Source organism: Nocardioides sp. P4_G10, from assembly GCF_056401175.1.
In genome coordinates this window covers 1-16,800 of sequence record NZ_JBFUJV010000020.1, presented here as the reverse complement: position 1 = coordinate 16,800, position 16,800 = coordinate 1, and the positions used below count along the sequence as shown (strand labels likewise).

The 16,800-nt window shown below is 70.6% G+C and carries 15 protein-coding genes; 6 read left to right on the top strand and 9 right to left on the bottom strand.

Going from position 1 to position 16,800, the window contains the following annotated elements; genetic code table 11:
- Window positions 1-13: 13 nt before the first annotated feature.
- From AC1DP1_RS18135 to AC1DP1_RS18120, 4 genes are read right to left on the bottom strand one after another with little or no spacing between them, the layout of a single operon-like run.
- On the bottom strand, window positions 14-1,048 hold the full coding sequence (locus AC1DP1_RS18135) for a cytochrome d ubiquinol oxidase subunit II (protein ID WP_477508019.1): 1,035 nt from the start codon (window positions 1,046-1,048) through the stop codon (window positions 14-16).
- Window positions 1,048-2,490: a cytochrome ubiquinol oxidase subunit I gene (locus tag AC1DP1_RS18130; RefSeq protein ID WP_477508018.1), complete on the bottom strand. Its 1,443-nt coding sequence runs from the start codon at window positions 2,488-2,490 to the stop codon at window positions 1,048-1,050. Before AC1DP1_RS18130 ends, AC1DP1_RS18135 begins: the two co-directional genes overlap by 1 nt.
- The gene (locus AC1DP1_RS18125; protein ID WP_477508017.1) at window positions 2,487-3,872 is read right to left on the bottom strand and encodes an NAD(P)/FAD-dependent oxidoreductase; all 1,386 of its coding nucleotides are present in this window, start codon (window positions 3,870-3,872) and stop codon (window positions 2,487-2,489) included. Before AC1DP1_RS18125 ends, AC1DP1_RS18130 begins: the two co-directional genes overlap by 4 nt.
- Before the next feature lie 12 nt (window positions 3,873-3,884).
- Complete coding sequence (locus AC1DP1_RS18120) at window positions 3,885-5,465, bottom strand: GMC oxidoreductase (protein WP_477508016.1); 1,581 nt, start codon at window positions 5,463-5,465, stop codon at window positions 3,885-3,887.
- A gap of 260 nt (window positions 5,466-5,725) precedes the next feature.
- Between AC1DP1_RS18120 and zwf the strand changes: the two genes are divergently transcribed.
- Genes zwf through AC1DP1_RS18105 form a run of 3 tightly spaced genes read left to right on the top strand, consistent with a single transcriptional unit; the run spans window position 5,726 to window position 9,980 of the window.
- A complete protein-coding gene (gene zwf / locus AC1DP1_RS18115) occupies window positions 5,726-7,132 on the top strand; it encodes a glucose-6-phosphate dehydrogenase (RefSeq protein ID WP_457188855.1) in 1,407 nt (468 codons plus the stop codon).
- On the top strand, window positions 7,129-9,009 hold the full coding sequence (locus AC1DP1_RS18110) for a glycoside hydrolase family 15 protein (protein ID WP_477508015.1): 1,881 nt from the start codon (window positions 7,129-7,131) through the stop codon (window positions 9,007-9,009). The genes zwf and AC1DP1_RS18110 overlap by 4 nt, the downstream gene beginning before the upstream one ends.
- Window positions 9,006-9,980: an aldose 1-epimerase family protein gene (locus AC1DP1_RS18105; protein ID WP_477508014.1), complete on the top strand. Its 975-nt coding sequence runs from the start codon at window positions 9,006-9,008 to the stop codon at window positions 9,978-9,980. The genes AC1DP1_RS18110 and AC1DP1_RS18105 overlap by 4 nt, the downstream gene beginning before the upstream one ends.
- A 15-nt stretch (window positions 9,981-9,995) precedes the next feature.
- Here the strand turns inward: AC1DP1_RS18105 and AC1DP1_RS18100 are convergent, their stop codons facing one another.
- Both AC1DP1_RS18100 and AC1DP1_RS18095 read right to left on the bottom strand, forming a co-directional pair.
- Window positions 9,996-10,424 (bottom strand): hypothetical protein, encoded by a 429-nt coding sequence (locus tag AC1DP1_RS18100; protein WP_457188861.1) that lies wholly within the window; start codon window positions 10,422-10,424, stop codon window positions 9,996-9,998.
- A gap of 89 nt (window positions 10,425-10,513) precedes the next feature.
- Window positions 10,514-11,818: a DUF2254 domain-containing protein gene (locus AC1DP1_RS18095; protein WP_477508013.1), complete on the bottom strand. Its 1,305-nt coding sequence runs from the start codon at window positions 11,816-11,818 to the stop codon at window positions 10,514-10,516.
- A gap of 177 nt (window positions 11,819-11,995) precedes the next feature.
- On the opposite strand from AC1DP1_RS18095, the gene AC1DP1_RS18090 reads away from it, so the two are divergent.
- Entirely contained in the window at window positions 11,996-12,145 is a 150-nt protein-coding gene (locus AC1DP1_RS18090) for a hypothetical protein (RefSeq protein WP_477508012.1), read from the top strand.
- 81 nt (window positions 12,146-12,226) lie between these two features.
- On the opposite strand, the gene AC1DP1_RS18085 is transcribed toward AC1DP1_RS18090, so the two are convergent.
- From AC1DP1_RS18085 to AC1DP1_RS18075, 3 genes are all read right to left on the bottom strand, one after another.
- Window positions 12,227-12,487 (bottom strand): hypothetical protein, encoded by a 261-nt coding sequence (locus AC1DP1_RS18085; protein ID WP_477508011.1) that lies wholly within the window; start codon window positions 12,485-12,487, stop codon window positions 12,227-12,229.
- Between the two features lie 173 nt (window positions 12,488-12,660).
- Entirely contained in the window at window positions 12,661-13,341 is a 681-nt protein-coding gene (locus AC1DP1_RS18080; protein ID WP_477508010.1) for a response regulator, read from the bottom strand.
- Entirely contained in the window at window positions 13,338-14,687 is a 1,350-nt protein-coding gene (locus AC1DP1_RS18075; RefSeq protein ID WP_477508009.1) for a sensor histidine kinase, read from the bottom strand. The genes AC1DP1_RS18080 and AC1DP1_RS18075 overlap by 4 nt, the downstream gene beginning before the upstream one ends.
- 205 nt (window positions 14,688-14,892) lie before the next feature.
- On the opposite strand from AC1DP1_RS18075, the gene AC1DP1_RS18070 reads away from it, so the two are divergent.
- The gene (locus AC1DP1_RS18070) at window positions 14,893-15,585 is read left to right on the top strand and encodes an ABC transporter ATP-binding protein (protein ID WP_477508008.1); all 693 of its coding nucleotides are present in this window, start codon (window positions 14,893-14,895) and stop codon (window positions 15,583-15,585) included.
- Window positions 15,582-16,800, top strand: a 1,219-nt coding sequence (locus AC1DP1_RS18065) for an FtsX-like permease family protein (RefSeq protein ID WP_477508007.1), incomplete at its 3' end; no start/stop codon positions are given. The genes AC1DP1_RS18070 and AC1DP1_RS18065, both read left to right, overlap by 4 nt.

The following is a 16,800-nucleotide window of genomic DNA, read 5'->3' as shown; positions in this document are numbered from 1 at the left end:
GCCCGCTTCCGGCTCATCCGGTCGTCCGTCCCGGCACGGGCTCGGGCATGCCTTCCTCGGGCAGCAGTGACCGCTGGTCCAGGACGTACAGCAGCACGAAGGCCGGCACGATGAGCACCACCGCGAGGCCCGTGGCGACCAGCACGGCCGTGATCGTTCCGGTCGGCGCGGCCGCCGCCGAGACGGTCAGCGACTCGGGGAGCACGTAGTCCCACTGGGCCACGCCCCAGGCCAGGACCACGCCGACGACCGCCCCGACCGCGGCCAGGCGCGCGCCCCGGTGGACGTGGCGGGCGACCAGCACGAGCGCGGTCACTCCCGAGAGTGCCGACAGGACCACCAGGGCCAGGGCTCGCGAGGTGAGGCCGTCGAAGAGGTACGCGGCGTCCTGCTGCATCACGACGATCCCGACCGCGGCCGCCACGCCGGCTGCGACCGCCGCGACGGTCGCCCGGCGGCGGAAGTAGGCGACCATCGTCTCGTCGGCGAGCCGGTCCGCGTCACGGACCAGGAAGAACGCGGCCAGGTACGCGTCCAGGCACACCACCAGGAGCCCGACCACCACGGACGTCGGGTTGACCCAGCTGTCCCACGGGTCACCCGCCTTGCCCCCTGATGGGACCCGCCCCGAGGCGATTCCGCCGACCACGGCACCGAAGCAGTAGGGCACCAGCACCGACGAGACCGCGAACGCTGCACCGAAGTTGCGGCGGTCCCGGGTCGCGAACACCGCCTTGCGGAACGCGAAGCTCGCTCCCCGCAGCACGATGCCGAGCGCGGCGAGGGTCAGCGGGACGAACATCGTCAGGGTGATGGACGCGTACGCCTCCGGGAAGCAGGTCCACAGCAGCACGAAGACGAAGATCAGCCAGACGTGGTTGGCCTCCCAGACCGGGGCGATGGCGTGGTCGATGACCTCGCGAGGCCGTCGCCCGCGCCTGCTGCCCCCGGCCACCAGGTCCCAGAACCCGGCTCCGAAGTCAGCGCCTCCGAGGACGGCGTACGCGATGACCGCGACGAACAGGATCACGGCAGCCGTCGTGGCCATCACACCGGCACCTTCTCGTCGTCCGCGGGGGCGGACGGGTCCGGGTCGTTCGGCCCGTAGGGCACGTCGGCCTCGCCGGTGCGGTCACCCTCCCGGAACCTGCGGCTCATCTGCCGCAGCACGAGGATCGTCGTCACGCCCAGCCCGACGTACAGCAGCACCACGCCGATGAAGGTGATCCATATCCCCGTGTTGCCGGTGGCGGCGTCCTCGACCTTCATCTTCTCGTAGACGATCCACGGCTGTCGTCCGACCTCGCTGACGACCCAGCCCGCCTCCATGGTGATCACCGCGAGCACCCCGGAGGCTGCCGAGACCCGGAGGAACCACCTGCTCCGGGGCATGTCCCGCCGGAAGATCCAGGCCGCCCACCACCACAGGGTCAGCAGGAACAGCAGCGTGCCCAGGCCGATCATCACGTCCCACGCGAGGTGGGTCACGTTCACCTGGTGATTGGTCGGGCGGTCCGCGGCGGGCGTCTCCTCGAGGCCCTGGATCTCGGTCGACGTCCCCTTGCCGGGGTCGGACAGGATCGATGCCAACCCCGGGATGGGGATCCCGCCGACCACCTCACCCTTGGAGTCGAGGTGTCCGAGGAGCACCTCCGGCACGTCGCTGCTGGTTTTGGGCACCATCTCGATCGCCGCGAACTTGGTGGGCTGGTTGTCGTAGACCCAGCGGGCGAGTCCGTCCCCGACGCCCATCTGCACGGGGGTCGCGATCGCTGCCACCGTGAAGGCGATGACGAAGCCGGTCCGGTGGTAGTGGTCGGTGCGCCCGCGCAGCATCCCCACCGCGTACACCGAGGCGACCATGAAGCCGCCCACCAGGTAGGCAGCCACCACCATGTGGGCGGCCATCAGCGGCATCGCGTCGTTGAAGATGACCCCCATCGGGTCGACGTCGGTGACCTTGCCGGAGGCGTCGAGCGTCACGCCCTGGGGCGAGTTCATCCAGGCGTTGGCCGCCACCACGGAGATGCTGCCGAAGATGCCGGCGACCGCGATGGGCACGCCGGTCCAGAAGTGGGTCCACGGCTTCAGGCGCCGCCACCCGAAGATGTAGATCGAGATGAAGACCGCCTCGGCGAAGAAGAAGATCCCCTCGAACGCGAACGGCACGCCGAAGGCCGCGCCCCACTGCCCCATGAACTTCGGCCACAGCAGGCCGAACTCGAAGGACAGCACCGTCCCGGTCACGGCGCCCACCGCGAAGGTGACCGCCATGTACTTCGACCATCGCTGCGCGAGCAGCAGGGCGTCCGCGTCGTCGTGCTTGATCCCCCGGTAGTTGGCGATGAGGGCCATCACCGACCACGACACCCCCAGCGGGACGAGGATGATGTGGAAGGCCAGCGTGAACGCCATCTGCGACCGAGCCCACGGCACCGGGTCGACGGCGAAGGCAGTGCTCGTCAGGACCTCGATCATCGCGGCGGTCACGCGTCGTCCGGGGCTGCGTCACCGGCAGCGTCTGGCCGCTCGAATGGTGGGACCACTCGAGCGATGTCGCCCTCGCCGGCCTGCTCGAGGACGACCCGACCGACCGTCTGGCGCACCGTGATCGTGCGTTCGGCGCGCCCGCCCGCCGCGAACGTCCCGGTCCAGTGGAACATCGCGGAGAGCCGGTTCCGGAAGCCAGTCAGGAAGGTGAGGTGCACCAGGAGCCACATCAGCCAGCCGAGGAAGCCGGACAGCCGGAGCTTCCTGAAGCTGACCACGGCGTGGAACCGGGAGATGGTGGCCATGCTGCCGAGGTCGCGGTAGGTGAACATCGCCGCCTCCTCGCCGTGCAGCCGGCGCTTGATCGTGTTGGCGGCGTGGATGCCTGACTGCATCGCCACCTCGGCGACGCCGGGAAGGTCGCGGAGCGCCATCATGTCGCCGATCGCGAAGACCTCCGGGTGGCCGGGAAGCGTGCAGTCGTCGTTCACGACGATGCGACCGGCACGGTCGCACGTGGCCCCGCCGGCCTCGGCCAGCAGCCCCGCCAGCGGCGACGCCTGCACGCCGGCGGCCCAGATCTTCGTCCGGCAGACGATCCGCTCGGTCGTCCCGTCGGCGTCGCGCACGTCGACCCCGAACGGGTCCACGTCCGTGACGATCGACCTGCTGCGGATCGTCACCCCGAGCCGACGCAGCTCGGCGGCCGCCTTCGCCGAGAGCCGGTCGCCGAACGTCGCAAGGATCTCCCTGCCGCCGTCGACGATGAGGACCTCGGCCTCCGAGGGGTCGATCCGGCGGAAGTTGCCCTCGAGGCCCGTGCGGGCCAGCTCCGCGATCTGACCCGCGATCTCGACCCCGGTCGGGCCCCCACCGACCACGACGAAGGTGAGCCAGGCGCGACGCGCCTCCGGGTCCGGCTCGTTCTCCGCCATCTCGAAGGCACCGAAGATCCGGCCCCGCAGCTCGAGGGCGTCGTCGATCGTCTTCATCCCCGGCGCGAAACGGGAGAACTCGTCATGACCGAAGTACGACTGCGCTGCCCCGGCGGCGACGACCAGGCTGTCGTACGCGTAGGTGCGGACCGTGCCGTCGGGTCGGTGTGCGGTGACGGTCCGGGCGGCCAGGTCGAAGCCCTGGACCGTGGCCATCTCGACGGTGACGTTCGCGTGCCGCCGCAGGATGTCCCGCAGCGGGGGTGCGACCTCGCCCTCGGACAGGATTCCGGTCGCCAGCTGGTAGAGCAGCGGCTGGAAGAGGTGGTAGTTCCTGGCGTCGACGAGCGTCACCTCCACGGGCGCCCGGCGCAGGAACTTCGCCGCGAACAGCCCGCCGAAGCCGCCTCCGACGATGACAACCTGGTGAACCGCTGTATCGGTCATGGAGCAGCGGTCTCAGGCGAGGCGTTCGGTCAGGTGGTCGCCGACACGCAGCGCGTTGGCGATGGCGGTCAGGGAGGGGTTCACGGCGCCGATGCTGGGGAAGAAGCTCGTGTCGACCACGTAGAGGTTGTCCAGGTCGTGGGCCTTGCAGTTCACGTCGAGGGCGCTCGAGGCGGGGTCGCGGCCGAACCTGACGGTTCCGGCCTGGTGGGCCGTCGCACCGATGGGCATGCTCTTGTGCAGGTAGAGACTGCGGTCCAGCAGGTGGTGTCGCTGCATCCCCAGCTCGTCGAGCATCCCGTCGAGCTTGTGACGGAGGCGCTTGACGCCCTCACCGTTGTTCTTCTCCTCGACGTTGAGGTGGATGGCACCGTCGCGGTCGAGCGTCACGCGGCTCTCCGGCAGCGGCAGGTCCTCCCCGCAGAGCCAGAAGTCGACCGCGTGGTGTGCGAGGACCTCGAAGGGCAGGTCCGGTGAGAGCCGGCCCGCCCAGCGCGGCGCCTGGGCGTGGATCTCCTCGTTGTCGGACTTGCCGAGCATCTGCATGCCCCCGAGGGGGAAGTCCCAGTCGTCCGCACCCAGGTACCAGTCGTTCATCGCGAGCGTCTTCTGGAACCTGGTGGGGTTGGGCTCGCGCGAGACGGCCATCAGGGCGACGTTGTTGTGCCTCATGTAGTGACGGCCGACCACGCCCGAGCCGTTGGCCAGGCCGTCGGGGTGGCGATCGTTGTGAGACCTCAGCAGCAGGGCCGCGGAGTTCACCGCACCACACGCGACCACCACGATGTCACCGGTGAACGTGGTGACCGAGCCGTCGTCCAGGGTGGCGACGACACCGGTGACCGTGTGACCGGACGGATCCGTCTCGAGGTGCTGCACGTGCGCGCCGGTCACGAGGGTGACGTTGTCCTGGGCGAGGACCGGGTCGACGCAGATGACCTGCGCGTCCGACTTGGCGTCGAGCAGGCACGGGAAGCCGTCCACCCGGTCGCAGCGGATGCAGGCGCTCCCGTGTGCCGCGACGCCGGGCGCCGCCTCCTGGAGGTTCACCCCGATGGGCAGGTGGAAGGGGTGGAGACCCAGCTTCTCGAGGTCGTCGCTCAGCTGCTGGATGCGGGGCTCGTGGGAGACCGGCGGATGGAGGTACTGCGCACTGGCATGACCCTCGCTCGGATCCTCGCCGTGCTCGCCGTGCACGAGGTACAGGTGCTCGGCCTGGGTGTAGTAGGGCTCGAGGTCGTCGTACGAGATGGGCCAGGCCGGCGAGATGCCGCCGTGGTGGCGCAGCTCGCCGAAGTCTTCCGGTCGCAGCCGGAAGAGGGCCGCTCCGTAGAACTTCGTGTTGCCACCGACGTAGTAGTTGACCTCGGGCTGGAAGTCGTGGCCGTGACCGTCGTACCAGACCTCTGGCGCGAGGTACTTGCCGCGGACGAACACCGCCTGCGTCTCCCAGTTGTCACGCTCCCGGGGCAGGAAGTCGCCTCGTTCGAGCCAGAGCACCTTCGCGCCCCGTGTGGCGAGCCGGTGTCCGAGGGTCCCTCCCCCGGCTCCGGTCCCGATGATCACGACGTCGTAGTGCTGGTCATCTGCCATGGCTCAACCTCGGGGTCGGCGGGCGACCTACGTTCACCCTCAGAGAACCGCTCCTACCGGCGATCTCTCGGTGCGACGCCCGTGTCGTCAGACCATCTGGACGATGCCTCGTCGCGGCCGACGGGCGCATCACCCGGATCGGGGGAGGCGCCACGTCGCGAACGCGGTGTTGCCTCGACCAAGGATGGGTCAGGTCTGGCGCTCTGCGCCGCTGCCCGGCACCGACGACCGGCACGTGCGCCCAGCCGAGGAGATGGACAGTGGCACCCACACATGGCTCCGACCAGCGCCCCGCGGACGTCCTCGTGGTCTTCGGGATCACCGGCGACCTGGCGAGGGTGATGACGTTCCGGTCGTTGTACCGGCTGGAGGCACGCGGCGTGCTGGACTGTCCCGTCGTGGGTGTCGCTGTCGACGACTGGACCAAGGACCAGCTCGTCGCGCGTGCGCGTGAGTCGATCGAGGGCACCGGCGAGACGATCGACCCTGAGGTGTTCGACCGGTTCACCGCCAGGCTGTCGTACGTGCACGGCGACTTCACCGACCCCGCCACCTACCAACGGGTCGCCGACGCGATCAAGGGCGCCGAGTGCCCGGCGTTCTACCTGGAGATCCCGCCCTTCCTCTTCGGCCGAGTGGTGCACGGCCTCGCCGAGGCCGATCTCACCCGATCGGCCCGGGTTGTCGTGGAGAAGCCGTTCGGGCACGACCAGGCCTCTGCCGGCGAGCTCGCCGACGAGCTGCACCAGTACATCGACGAGTCACAGCTGTTCCGCATCGACCACTACCTCGGGAAGATGGGGATCGACGAGATCCTGCACCTGCGCTTCGCGAACACCATCCTCGAGCCGGTCTGGAACCGCAACTACGTCTCGCACGTGCAGATCAACATGTCGGAGGACTTCGGGGTCGAGGACCGTGGCCACTTCTACGACCCCGTCGGTGCGATGCGGGACGTCATCGTCAACCACCTGATGCAGGTCGTGTCGGCGGCGGCGATGGAGGCGCCCTCACGCGGTGACCTGACGTCGATCAAGGATGCGCAGGTCGCCCTCTTCAAGGCCGTCGTTGCGGCCGACCCGGCTCACTACGTCCGGGGGCAGTACGCCGGGTATCGCGACATCGACGGGGTGGCACCGGACTCGGCGACCGAGACCTACGCCGCGATGCGGCTCGAGATCCAGAACTCGCGATGGGCGGGTGTCCCGTTCTTCATCCGGACCGGCAAGCGGCTCCCCGTGACCCAGACCGAGCTGCGCGTCATCTTCAAGCGTCCACCTCCGTTGGGCTTCGGTGTGATGGGACCGCAGACGGAACCGAACCAGGTCGTCGTCAAGCTGGACCCGTCGACGGGGATCCGAATGATCCTGGACGCACGACGCAGCGACCTCTCGGCCGTGGGGAGGATCGACCTGGACATGGAGTTCGCCGACCAGGGCGGTGAGGGCGCCACGCCCTACGAAGTGCTCCTACAGGCTGCGCTGCGCGGGGACAGCACCAGGTTCACCCGGCAGGACGGGGTCGACGAGACCTGGCGGGTCATGCAGCCGTTGCTCGACGCCCCACCTCCGGTCCACGCGTACGCCCCGGGATCGTGGGGGCCGGCGGAAGCCGACCGGCTGACGGCCGAGCACGGCGGCTGGCACGACCCGTGGATCGCGTCATGAGCGACGTGATGCCCCAGAGCGCCGCGGCGCCGTCGCCGTTCCCACCCATCGCCGACTACGCGTTCCTGTCCGACTGCCACACCGGCGCCCTGGTGGCGCCCGACGGGGCGATCGACTGGCTGTGCCTCCCGAGCTTCGACTCGCCCAGCGTGTTCGGCACCCTGCTCGACCGCCAGGCGGGCTACTTCCGACTCGGGCCCTTCGGGATCAACCACCCGACCTCGCGTGCGTACGTGCCCGGCACGAACGTCCTCGAGACGACGTGGAAGACGCCGTCCGGCTGGGTGCTGGTCCGCGATGCGCTGACGATGGGCCCGCGGACGACCGAGGACGTGGTGACGCCCCACACCCGGCCCCCGGCGGACGACGATGCCGACCACCTCCTGGTGCGGACGGTTCGCTGCCTGTCGGGGACCGTCGAGCTGGACCTGGTCTGTGAGCCGGCCTTCGACTACGGGCGGACGTCGGCGGACTGGACGCTGGTCGACGACGAGCGGCATGCCGCCGACGCGACAGCAGACGGCCAGACCATGCGGTTGCGCACCGACCTCGCGCTCGGGGTGGAGGGCAACCGGGTCCGAGCCCGACACGTGCTCTCCGCCGGCGAGGAGTGCTTCTGCGCCCTGTCGTGGGCCGACGGGCTGGCGGCGCCGGTCGACATCGACGAGGCGAACGCCCGGATCGACGCCACGGTCCGGTTCTGGCGCGCGTGGCTCGGACGGGCGCGGATGCCCGACCATCGCTGGCGCGACCCGATCCAACGGTCGGCCCTGGCCATCAAGGGCCTCACCTACATGCCGACCGGCGCCACCGTGGCGGCCCTCACGACGTCGCTGCCCGAGACGCCCGGCGGCGAGCGGAACTGGGACTACCGCTACACCTGGATGCGCGACAGCACCTTCACGCTGCAGGCACTGCACTTCCTCAACCTGGACTGGGAGGCCGACGAGTTCATGCAGTTCGTCGCCGACCTGGAGGCGACCGAGTCGGGGGCCCTGCAGATCATGTACGGCATCGACGGCCGACGCGACCTGACGGAGTCCACCCGCGACGACCTCTCGGGATACGCGGGCGCTCGACCGGTGCGGGTCGGGAACGGGGCGTTCGACCAGCGCCAGAACGACGTGTTCGGCGCGGTCCTGGACTCGGTCCTGCTGCACACCCGCCGCAGCCAGCGACTCCCGCGACGGCTGTGGCCGATCGTCCAGTCGCAGGCCCGGTGTGCCACCGAGGTGTGGCGCGAGCCCGACCAAGGGATCTGGGAGGCCCGCGGCGCACCGCAGCACTACGTGTCGTCGAAGCTGATGGGATGGGTCGCGCTCGACCGGGCGTCGAAGCTCGCGGAGATCCGGGGCGACGCGGAGCTCACGGCGACGTGGCGGGAGACCGCCGACGAGATCAAGGCCGACATCCTGGCGAACGGTGTGGACGACCGCGGCGTCCTGCGTCAGCACTACGAGACGGACGCACTGGACGCATCGACGCTGCTGGCGGCGCTATTCGGCTTCCTCCCCGCCACCGACGAGCGGCTGCGCGCCAGCGTGCTCGCGATCGCCGACGAGCTCACCGAGCACGGCTTCGTGCTGCGCTACCGCACCGACGAGACCGACGACGGACTGTCCGGCAAGGAGGGCACCTTCCTCATCTGCTCGTTCTGGCTGGTGTCCGCGCTGTCGATCATCGGTGAGGAGCAGCGGGCCCAGGACCTGATGGAGCGGCTCCTCCGGGTCGCCTCACCGCTCGGGCTCTTCGCCGAGGAGTTCGACGTCGAGACCGGCCGCCACCTCGGGAACTTCCCGCAGGCGTTCTCGCACCTCGCCCTCATCGAGGCCGCCGCACGCATCATCGCCGCCGAGAGGGCCAGCGAGCTCACGTGAGCGCGCGGCAGGACCGGGGACGACGCATGCAGGCCCCGCCCTCGGGTGAGCAGTACGGCATCGCGCACGGCGACTCGGAGGCGGTCGTCACCCAGGTCGGTGCGACCCTTCGTCGCTACAGCGTCGGCGCGCTGGACGTGATCGACGGCTTCGGGGCAGGCGCGCGCGCCACCGATGGCCGGGGACAGGTGCTCGCGCCCTGGCCCAACAGGTTGACCGACGGTCACTACGAGTACCGCGGCCGCCGATGTCAGGCGCCGCTGAACGAGATCGGTCGGCACGACGCCATCCACGGACTGGTGAGGTGGCTCGACTGGACCCTCGTCGAGCGGGATCCCGCTGCGGTCACCCTGGCCTGCGCCGTGCGCCCGCAACCCGGCTACGAGTGGCACCTCCACCTCGAGGTCACCTACGCACTGGACGAGTCAGGGTTGACGGTGACCTTGGAGGCGGTCAATGCCGATCGTGAGCCGGCGCCGTTCGGGGTGGGGTTCCATCCCTACCTCACGCTCGGCACGACGTCGATCGACGGACTCGACCTGACCGTCCCTGCTGCCGCCTTCGTCGATCCGGACGGTCCGGCTGACGGGACGTCGACCAGCGTGGCCGGGACCGCGCACGACTTCCGGCAGCCGCGCAGGATCGGACCGGTCGAGCTGGACACGGCGTTCAGCGACCTCGTCGTCGGCCGCGACGGACGTGCGGTGGCTCGTCTGGGCGACCCGGCGGACCGAAAGTCCGTCGAGCTGTGGGTCGACAACGCCTTTCGCCACCTCATGGTCTACACCGGCGACCTCGTGGGCGATGCGCACCGGCGGCGCACGGCCGTTGCCATCGAGCCGATGACCTGTCCGCCGGACGCCTTCCGCACCGGCGTGGACCTCCTCGACCTGGAGCCGGGGACACCGTGGCGGTGCTCGTGGGGTCTCCGCCAGGTCGTCGGTCCGACGCGCCCACGCGAAGCACCCTGACCGCTGGGGCGGGAGTCAGCAGGTGCTGTCGACAGCGTCGACCAGCGCGCTGATCGACGTACCCAGTGCCTTGGACGCCGCGCCCACTGCGGCGATGTTCGGAGCAGTCGGTCCTGAGACGGCTGCGTCGAGGCTCGTGCCGACGTCGGAGATGGCCTCCTCGACGGTGTCCACCTCGTCCGCGTACTCGCGCTTGGCGTCCTTCACCACCGTGCTGAGGTTCGACCTCACCTTGTCGAAGGCCTTCTGGAACGTGTCAAGAGCGCCTCGCTCGACCTGCACGTCGGTCAGCGCTGCGACAGAGGACCGCAGGGCATCGACGCTGGAGCAGACCGCGGGGGTGTCGTCCTCACCGGATCCGGATCCACACCCGGCGAGCGTCGCCACCAGCACCACGAGTGCGCCCACCCACCACAGACGGAAGCGCGCGGCTATGAGGTTCATGACCGTCACGCTGCTCCGTCCAGCGGGATCCGGCCTCCTCCGAGGCGGGTGAACCGGATGTCAGTGCCGCACACGACGGTGATCAGGCGCTACTCCCCGTCAGCGACATCGGCCACGGGCGTTGCCTGGGAGGCCCCGCCGATCCCCTGCCGGTCCCGTCCGAGCGCGAACGCCTGGTCGGCGCCCTCGACGAAGGAGAGCCGTACGGTCCGGTCCAGCACCTCGAGCTCGCGCCGGACTGCGGGCCGGTTGACGGGCAGGACCGTGTCATCGAGGTCGGCGAGCATCGCCCGCAGGCGTCGGCACACCTGGGGAGAATCTCGCCCGTACTGTCGGATCTCCGAGACACCGAGGTGCAGGTAGTCGTCCCAGGTGCGCATGCGGAAGGCGAGCCTCAGGTGTCCCTCCGCGTCGAGCAGGCTCCCGTGCCTGCCCAGCTCCCGCGCTCCGACGGCCGTGAGCACGGCGCCCAGGTAGTTGATCATCTGCGTTGCCGTGGTGGGGTCGTTCACCGCGGGCGAGAGTGCCCGGATGGCGATGTCGACGATGATCCGCACCGCGTACGCGGGGTCCTGGTCGATCGTCCGCTCGTGGCCCAGGGCGATCTTCCCTCCCAGCCGTCGCAGCACACGCTGGTCCGGTGAGCCGTACACGTCCATGACCACTGAACCGGCGTTCACGAAGTCGCCGACGGAGCACGTGAGCACGCACGCGAGGTCGTGCCGGGTGGCGAGGTCGACCATCCCGCGCGCGTCCATCGCCTGGATCGCGCCCGACTTCCTCGACCGGACCTGGACCTTGTGGCCCTGCACCGCCCGGGGACTGCGGTCCCCGGCCTGCAGGTCGATCCCGGAGTGGTCGACCTCGGTGACGACAGCCAGACCCGACCGCGCCACCGAGGCCGCGACCGCCACCGGACGCAGCGCGTGCACGAAACGGTCCAGGTACAGCAACAGCAGCACCAGGTCGACGGAGACGGCGAGGCCGGCCATCGTCACCCCGAGATTCGGCACCGATGCAGCCTCGACCGTGCCGAGCAGTGCGAACGAGAAGGCGAAGGTCGCTGTGAACGCCGCGAGCACGAGCTTCTGCAGGCGATCGCGGTACCAGAGCCGCATGAAGCGCGGCGAGAGGGTGCCGGTGGCCATCTGCACGACGAGGACGCCGACCGTGACGACGAGGCCCAGGAGCCCGATCATCGCCCCGGACACCGTCGTCAGCACGCTGCTCGCGGTCGCCGGCGAGTAAGACCACGATGCAGGCATCGTCACCCGAGCCTCCACGCCCAGGTCGACGACGGCGAGTGCCGCCCCGGCGATCGCACCCAGCAGGGGCACTGCCCACAGGCTCTGGCGGAAGTGCTGCCGCAGCTGGAAGCGGGCGGCCCAGCTCATCCGCCTCGTCTCCACCCTGCAGGTTGGGACATCGCGGCTCCGTCCTGTCGTTGCTGCACCCTGCTCTCAGGCTGGGACGACCTGACGAGTTGCGCCTCATGCAGGGTGGGTGAGACATCCGTGGCCGCGGCGGCTCGCGCGACGACTGTGCCCGCACCCGGAGCTGCGACCGCGCCCATGACGTCGACGCTGCTCGCCACGCTGCTGCTCGGCACCGACGGCGTGTCGGTCACACCGCCGGTGATCGTTGCCGTGGTCGTGGCCTTTGTCCTCACCCACGCCCTGCCGAGCCCGGACCCGCAGGCGCGCACGACGTCTCGCACCTGACAAGCACACAGATGACGCATGTCGATCCAGAGAGCTGTGTACGGATTGCGAGGCGGGCGACACACTGGTCATGTGGCTGGATCAGCGATTGAGTGTGGCGATCCTCGGGTGGCCGGCCTCCTTGCCTTCGTCGCCGCCCGTGTCGAGGAGGACAGACTCGGTGCCCAGCTGACGACGCCCGTCGACGAGTCCCTTCTCGGCATGTGTGACGTCGTCGAGCGGGTTCTCCTTGACATGGCTCGCGACGCCTGCCGACCAGGAGCGCCCTGCCCACTTCCGCAGCGTTGCCTTCGCGCGCTGGGCGAGTACGCATCTGCGTACAGCACGCACCGCGACTTCCACCCAGCGTGGCTGGCTTGGCGCATCGTGCCATGACGCGGCCCCCGCGCGACCGGTAGCGGCGCGAGATGCGAGAACCCGCAGGTCAGGTCGCCCGTGGCACTCTTTCCTCCGAGCTCGAAGGACACGTGGGCCAGGCGCAGATCGACTCGCTGGCCTGGAGCGCCCGGCGGGCCTCACGCCTCCCCAGGTGCGACCAGACCCGTCTCGTAGGCGACCACGACCGCCTGGACCCGGTCGCGCAGCTGAAGCTTGCCCAGAATCCGCGCCACGTGCGTCTTGACGGTCGCCTCCGACAGCTGGAACGCGGCGGCGAGCTCGGCGTTGCTCAGCCCCCGCGCAAGCATCTGCAGCACCTCTCGCTCGCGCGGGGTCAGCGACGCCAGCTCGCGGTGCACGACGGACTTCTCCTTGCCGCCGCGCGCGAACCTCTCCACCAGCCGACGCGTGATCGACGGCGCCAGCAGCGCGTCCCCGTCCCGCACCAGCCTCACGGCGGCGGTGAGCTGCTCCGGTGTGACGTCCTTGAGCAGGAACCCGCTGGCCCCCGCCGCCAGCGCCGCATAGACGTACTCGTCGAGGTCGAACGTCGTGAGCATCAAGACCCGGGGTGCGTCGCCGTCGGCCGCCAGGATGCGGCGGGTCGCCTCCAGGCCGTCCAGACCCGGCATGCGGATGTCCATCAGCACCACGTCGGGGCGGGTGCGCCGCACGGCGTCGATCGCCTCGGTGCCGTTGGACGCCTCGGCGACGACCTCGATGCCGTCGGCGGTGAGGATCATCCGGAAGCCGGTGCGCACCAGGGCCTGGTCGTCGGCCACCACGACCCGGACGGTGTCACTCGCGGGGTCACTCACGGGACCTCCACGGGGTCGGGGCCGGCGGGCGCCAGGGGGATGACCGCCTCGAGCCTGTACCCACCGCGGATGCGCGGGCCGGCGTCGAGCGTCCCGCCGTAGAGCGCGAGCCGTTCGCGCAGGCCGATCAGTCCCCGGCCGCTCCCGGCGTCGGCCGACAGCGGCTGCGTGCCGCCCGTGTCGGTGACCTCGATCGATAAGTGGGTGGACCCATAGTCGACTCGGACGGTCGCCGACGAGCCGGCCGCGTGCTTCACCACGTTTGTCAGCGCCTCCTGCACGACGCGGTACCCCGCCAGGACGACGCCGTCCGGCATCAGGATGTCCGGTGACCCCGTCACCACCAGCTCGACCGGCAGTCCCGAGGCCCGGACCCGGCCGACCAGGGACTCGAGCTCGGCCATCCCGGGCTGTGGGGCCAGGTCCAGCGTCTCGCCGTCCGCGGTCAGCAGCCCCATCACGTGCCGTAGCTCGGTCATCGCGGCCCGGCCGCTTGCCTCGACCGACAGCAGCGCCTCGCGAGCCTGACCCGGCGACGCGTCCAGTACCTTGCGTGCCGCCCCGGCCTGGATCACCATGACGCTCACGTTGTGGGTCACGACGTCGTGCAGCTCCCGCGCGATCCGGGCCCGTTCCTCCTCGGCCGCGCGGCGGACCGCCTCGGCGCCCTCCCGTTGCAACGTGACCACGTGCGCCTGCTCGGCGTCGGCGCGGTCCTGCATGGTGCGCAGACCCCACGCGGCGACGGCGATCGGCGCCAGGATCAGGAACGGGACGGCGCCCTGGGGCACCGCGTTGATCGCCCCACCGAGGGCCGGTTGGGCTGAGTCGTCCTGCAGCTCACCCATGAGGAAGGCGGTGACCGGGAGGCTCAGGAGCGCTGGGACCCGGTACGGGCTGTACACGGCGGCGCTGTAGGCGGCGATGACGCACACGTAGAACGAGAGCCTCAGCGCATCCGGGTGCTCCGTGACCATCGTGGCCATCAGCATCACGACCCACAGCGTCGAGAGCGGGTAGCGCCGCCGGAAGACCAGAGGTGCCGCAATCATCACGAGGAGCAACGCAGGTCCGCCCCAGTCCCAGAAGGACGCCTGGTCGGACGGCTCCGGTGGCGGGGGGAACACGGGAGGCGCTGGCACGCCCGACCCGTCGAATGGCCTGGGCTGCGGCTGGTCGGACTGGTCGTGGCTGAGGATCGCGACGAGCGCGAGCCCGGCCGCGAGGCCGATGTCGAGCAACCAGCTCCGGAAGGACCGCTGCTCGGTCGTACCGGGACGGCGCCGCACCCACTCCGGTAGGGAACGGGCCGGCCAGGCCGCGTCGCGCAGGCGCCGACTCTTCACCGACTCATTGTCCACCGTGCGAGGAACCCACGCGTCCTCCTCGGGAGCGACAACGGCCGAGGCGGACTACCCCTCGGGGATGACACTCCGCGAGCGTGGTCCTGAGGGAGGACCGGAATGCGCCATCGCGAGCGACGCGCGACACCGGGTGTCGCTCCTAGCGTTCCTCTCGCCACCAGCGACCGACGAACCGGGGGAGCCGACCATGACCGCACCACTCATCGAGCTGAAGGGCGTCACCCGCCGCTACGACGACGGCCCACCCGCCCTGGACGACGTGTCGCTGACCGTGGCCACGGGCGAGGCCGTTGCCATCCTCGGGCCGTCCGGCAGCGGGAAGTCCACGCTGCTCAACCTGGTCGCCGGCCTCGACCGGCCGACTGCGGGCACCGTCAGCGTGGGCGGCAGCCGCATCGACACGCTGGCCGAGGCCGCCTCGGCGAAGTACCGGCGTGCCACGATCGGGCTGGTCTTCCAGTTCTTCAACCTGCTGGACGACCTCACCGTGCTCGACAACGTCGTCCTGCCGGCCCAGCTGGCCGGCGGCACTCGCAGGGAGACGACCCGGCGGGCCACCGAGCTGTTGGGGACGCTGGGGATCGACCACCTCGCCGGCAACTACCCGGGTCGGCTGTCCGGCGGTGAGCGGCAGCGGGTGGCCGTGGCCCGGGCACTGATGAACCGGCCGGCGTTGCTGTTGGCCGACGAGCCGACCGGAGCGCTGGACACCGGCTCCGGCGCCGACGTACGACGGCTCCTCACCGACCTGCACGGCGACGGGCAGACGATGCTGCTGGTCACGCACGACCGGACGCTCGCGGACGAGTGCGCCACCCGGACGATCGAGGTCGTCGACGGCCGGATCGCCTCCGACACCGCGCTGGTACCGCTGCGATGAGCGCTCTGAGCCGGGTCGTCCGCTCCGGGGTGAGTCGCCGCTGGGTGCAGACCGTCGTGATCACGCTGGCCACCGCCGCCGCCGTCACCTCGGGTCTGCTGGGGGTCGGCCTGCTCGTGGCTTCGAATGCACCCTTCGACCACGCCTTCGCCGCCCAGCGCGGGGCACACCTGACGGTGCTGACGGATCCCGACCAGGCCACGACCAGCCAGCTGGCTGCCACCGCCGATGTCGACGGTGTGGCCGAGGCCTCCGGCCCCTTCGCAGTGGCGCAGGTCATGGTGCTGCCGCCACCACCACCCGGGTTGAGCGAGCCGTCCGTGGGCGCGGATGGCCCCGTCCTGACCGTCGCCGCCCGGACGGGCCCGGGAACCGGTGTCGACCAGGTGACCCTGGTCGAGGGACGCTGGCCGGGCGAGCCCGGTGAGGTCTTGCTGGCCGCCGGTGGCGACTTCCGGGTCGCCGTGGGCGACACCCTGACCATGGGTGACGGCACGAACGCCCGGGACGTCACCGTCGTCGGCCTGGCGCGGTCGGTGAGCGACACGGCGGATGCCTGGATGACGCCCGGCGGCCTGGCGGCCCTGCCCGCGATGTCCAGCGGCTACCAGATGCTGTACCGGCTCGACGAAGCCGGGACCGCGTCTCGAGTTGGCGACGTGCGGGACGCCGTCACGGCCGCTCTCCCGGACGCGGCGGTCGCCAGCGCACGGTCGTGGCTGGTCGTGAAGAAGGAGGCCAACGGCCAGACGTCGCTGTTCGTGCCCTTCCTGCTGACGTTCGGCGGTCTGAGCCTGCTCCTCTCCGTCCTGATCGTGGGCACGGTCGTGGCCGGCGCGGTCGGCTCGACGACCCGCCGCATCGGCATTCTCAAGGCGCTCGGCTTCACCCCGTCCCAGGTCGTGCGGGCGTACGTCGCTCAAGCGCTGCTGCCCGCTTCGGCCGGGGCGGTGCTGGGTGTCGTGGTTGGCAACCTGGTCGCGGTGCCGTTGCTGGCCGACACGGAGGATCTCTACGGCACCGTCGCCCTGACGATCGCTCCCTGGGTGGACGCCGCCGTGCTCGTCGGTGCGCTGGCGGTGGTCACGGTCACCGCATCGGCCGCCGCGGGACGAGCGGGGCGGCTCTCGGCCGTGGACGCGCTCGCGGTCGGCCGTACGCCGGCGGCCGGCCGCGGGCGGTACGCCGCGAGGGTCGCCGCGCGGCTGCCGCTGC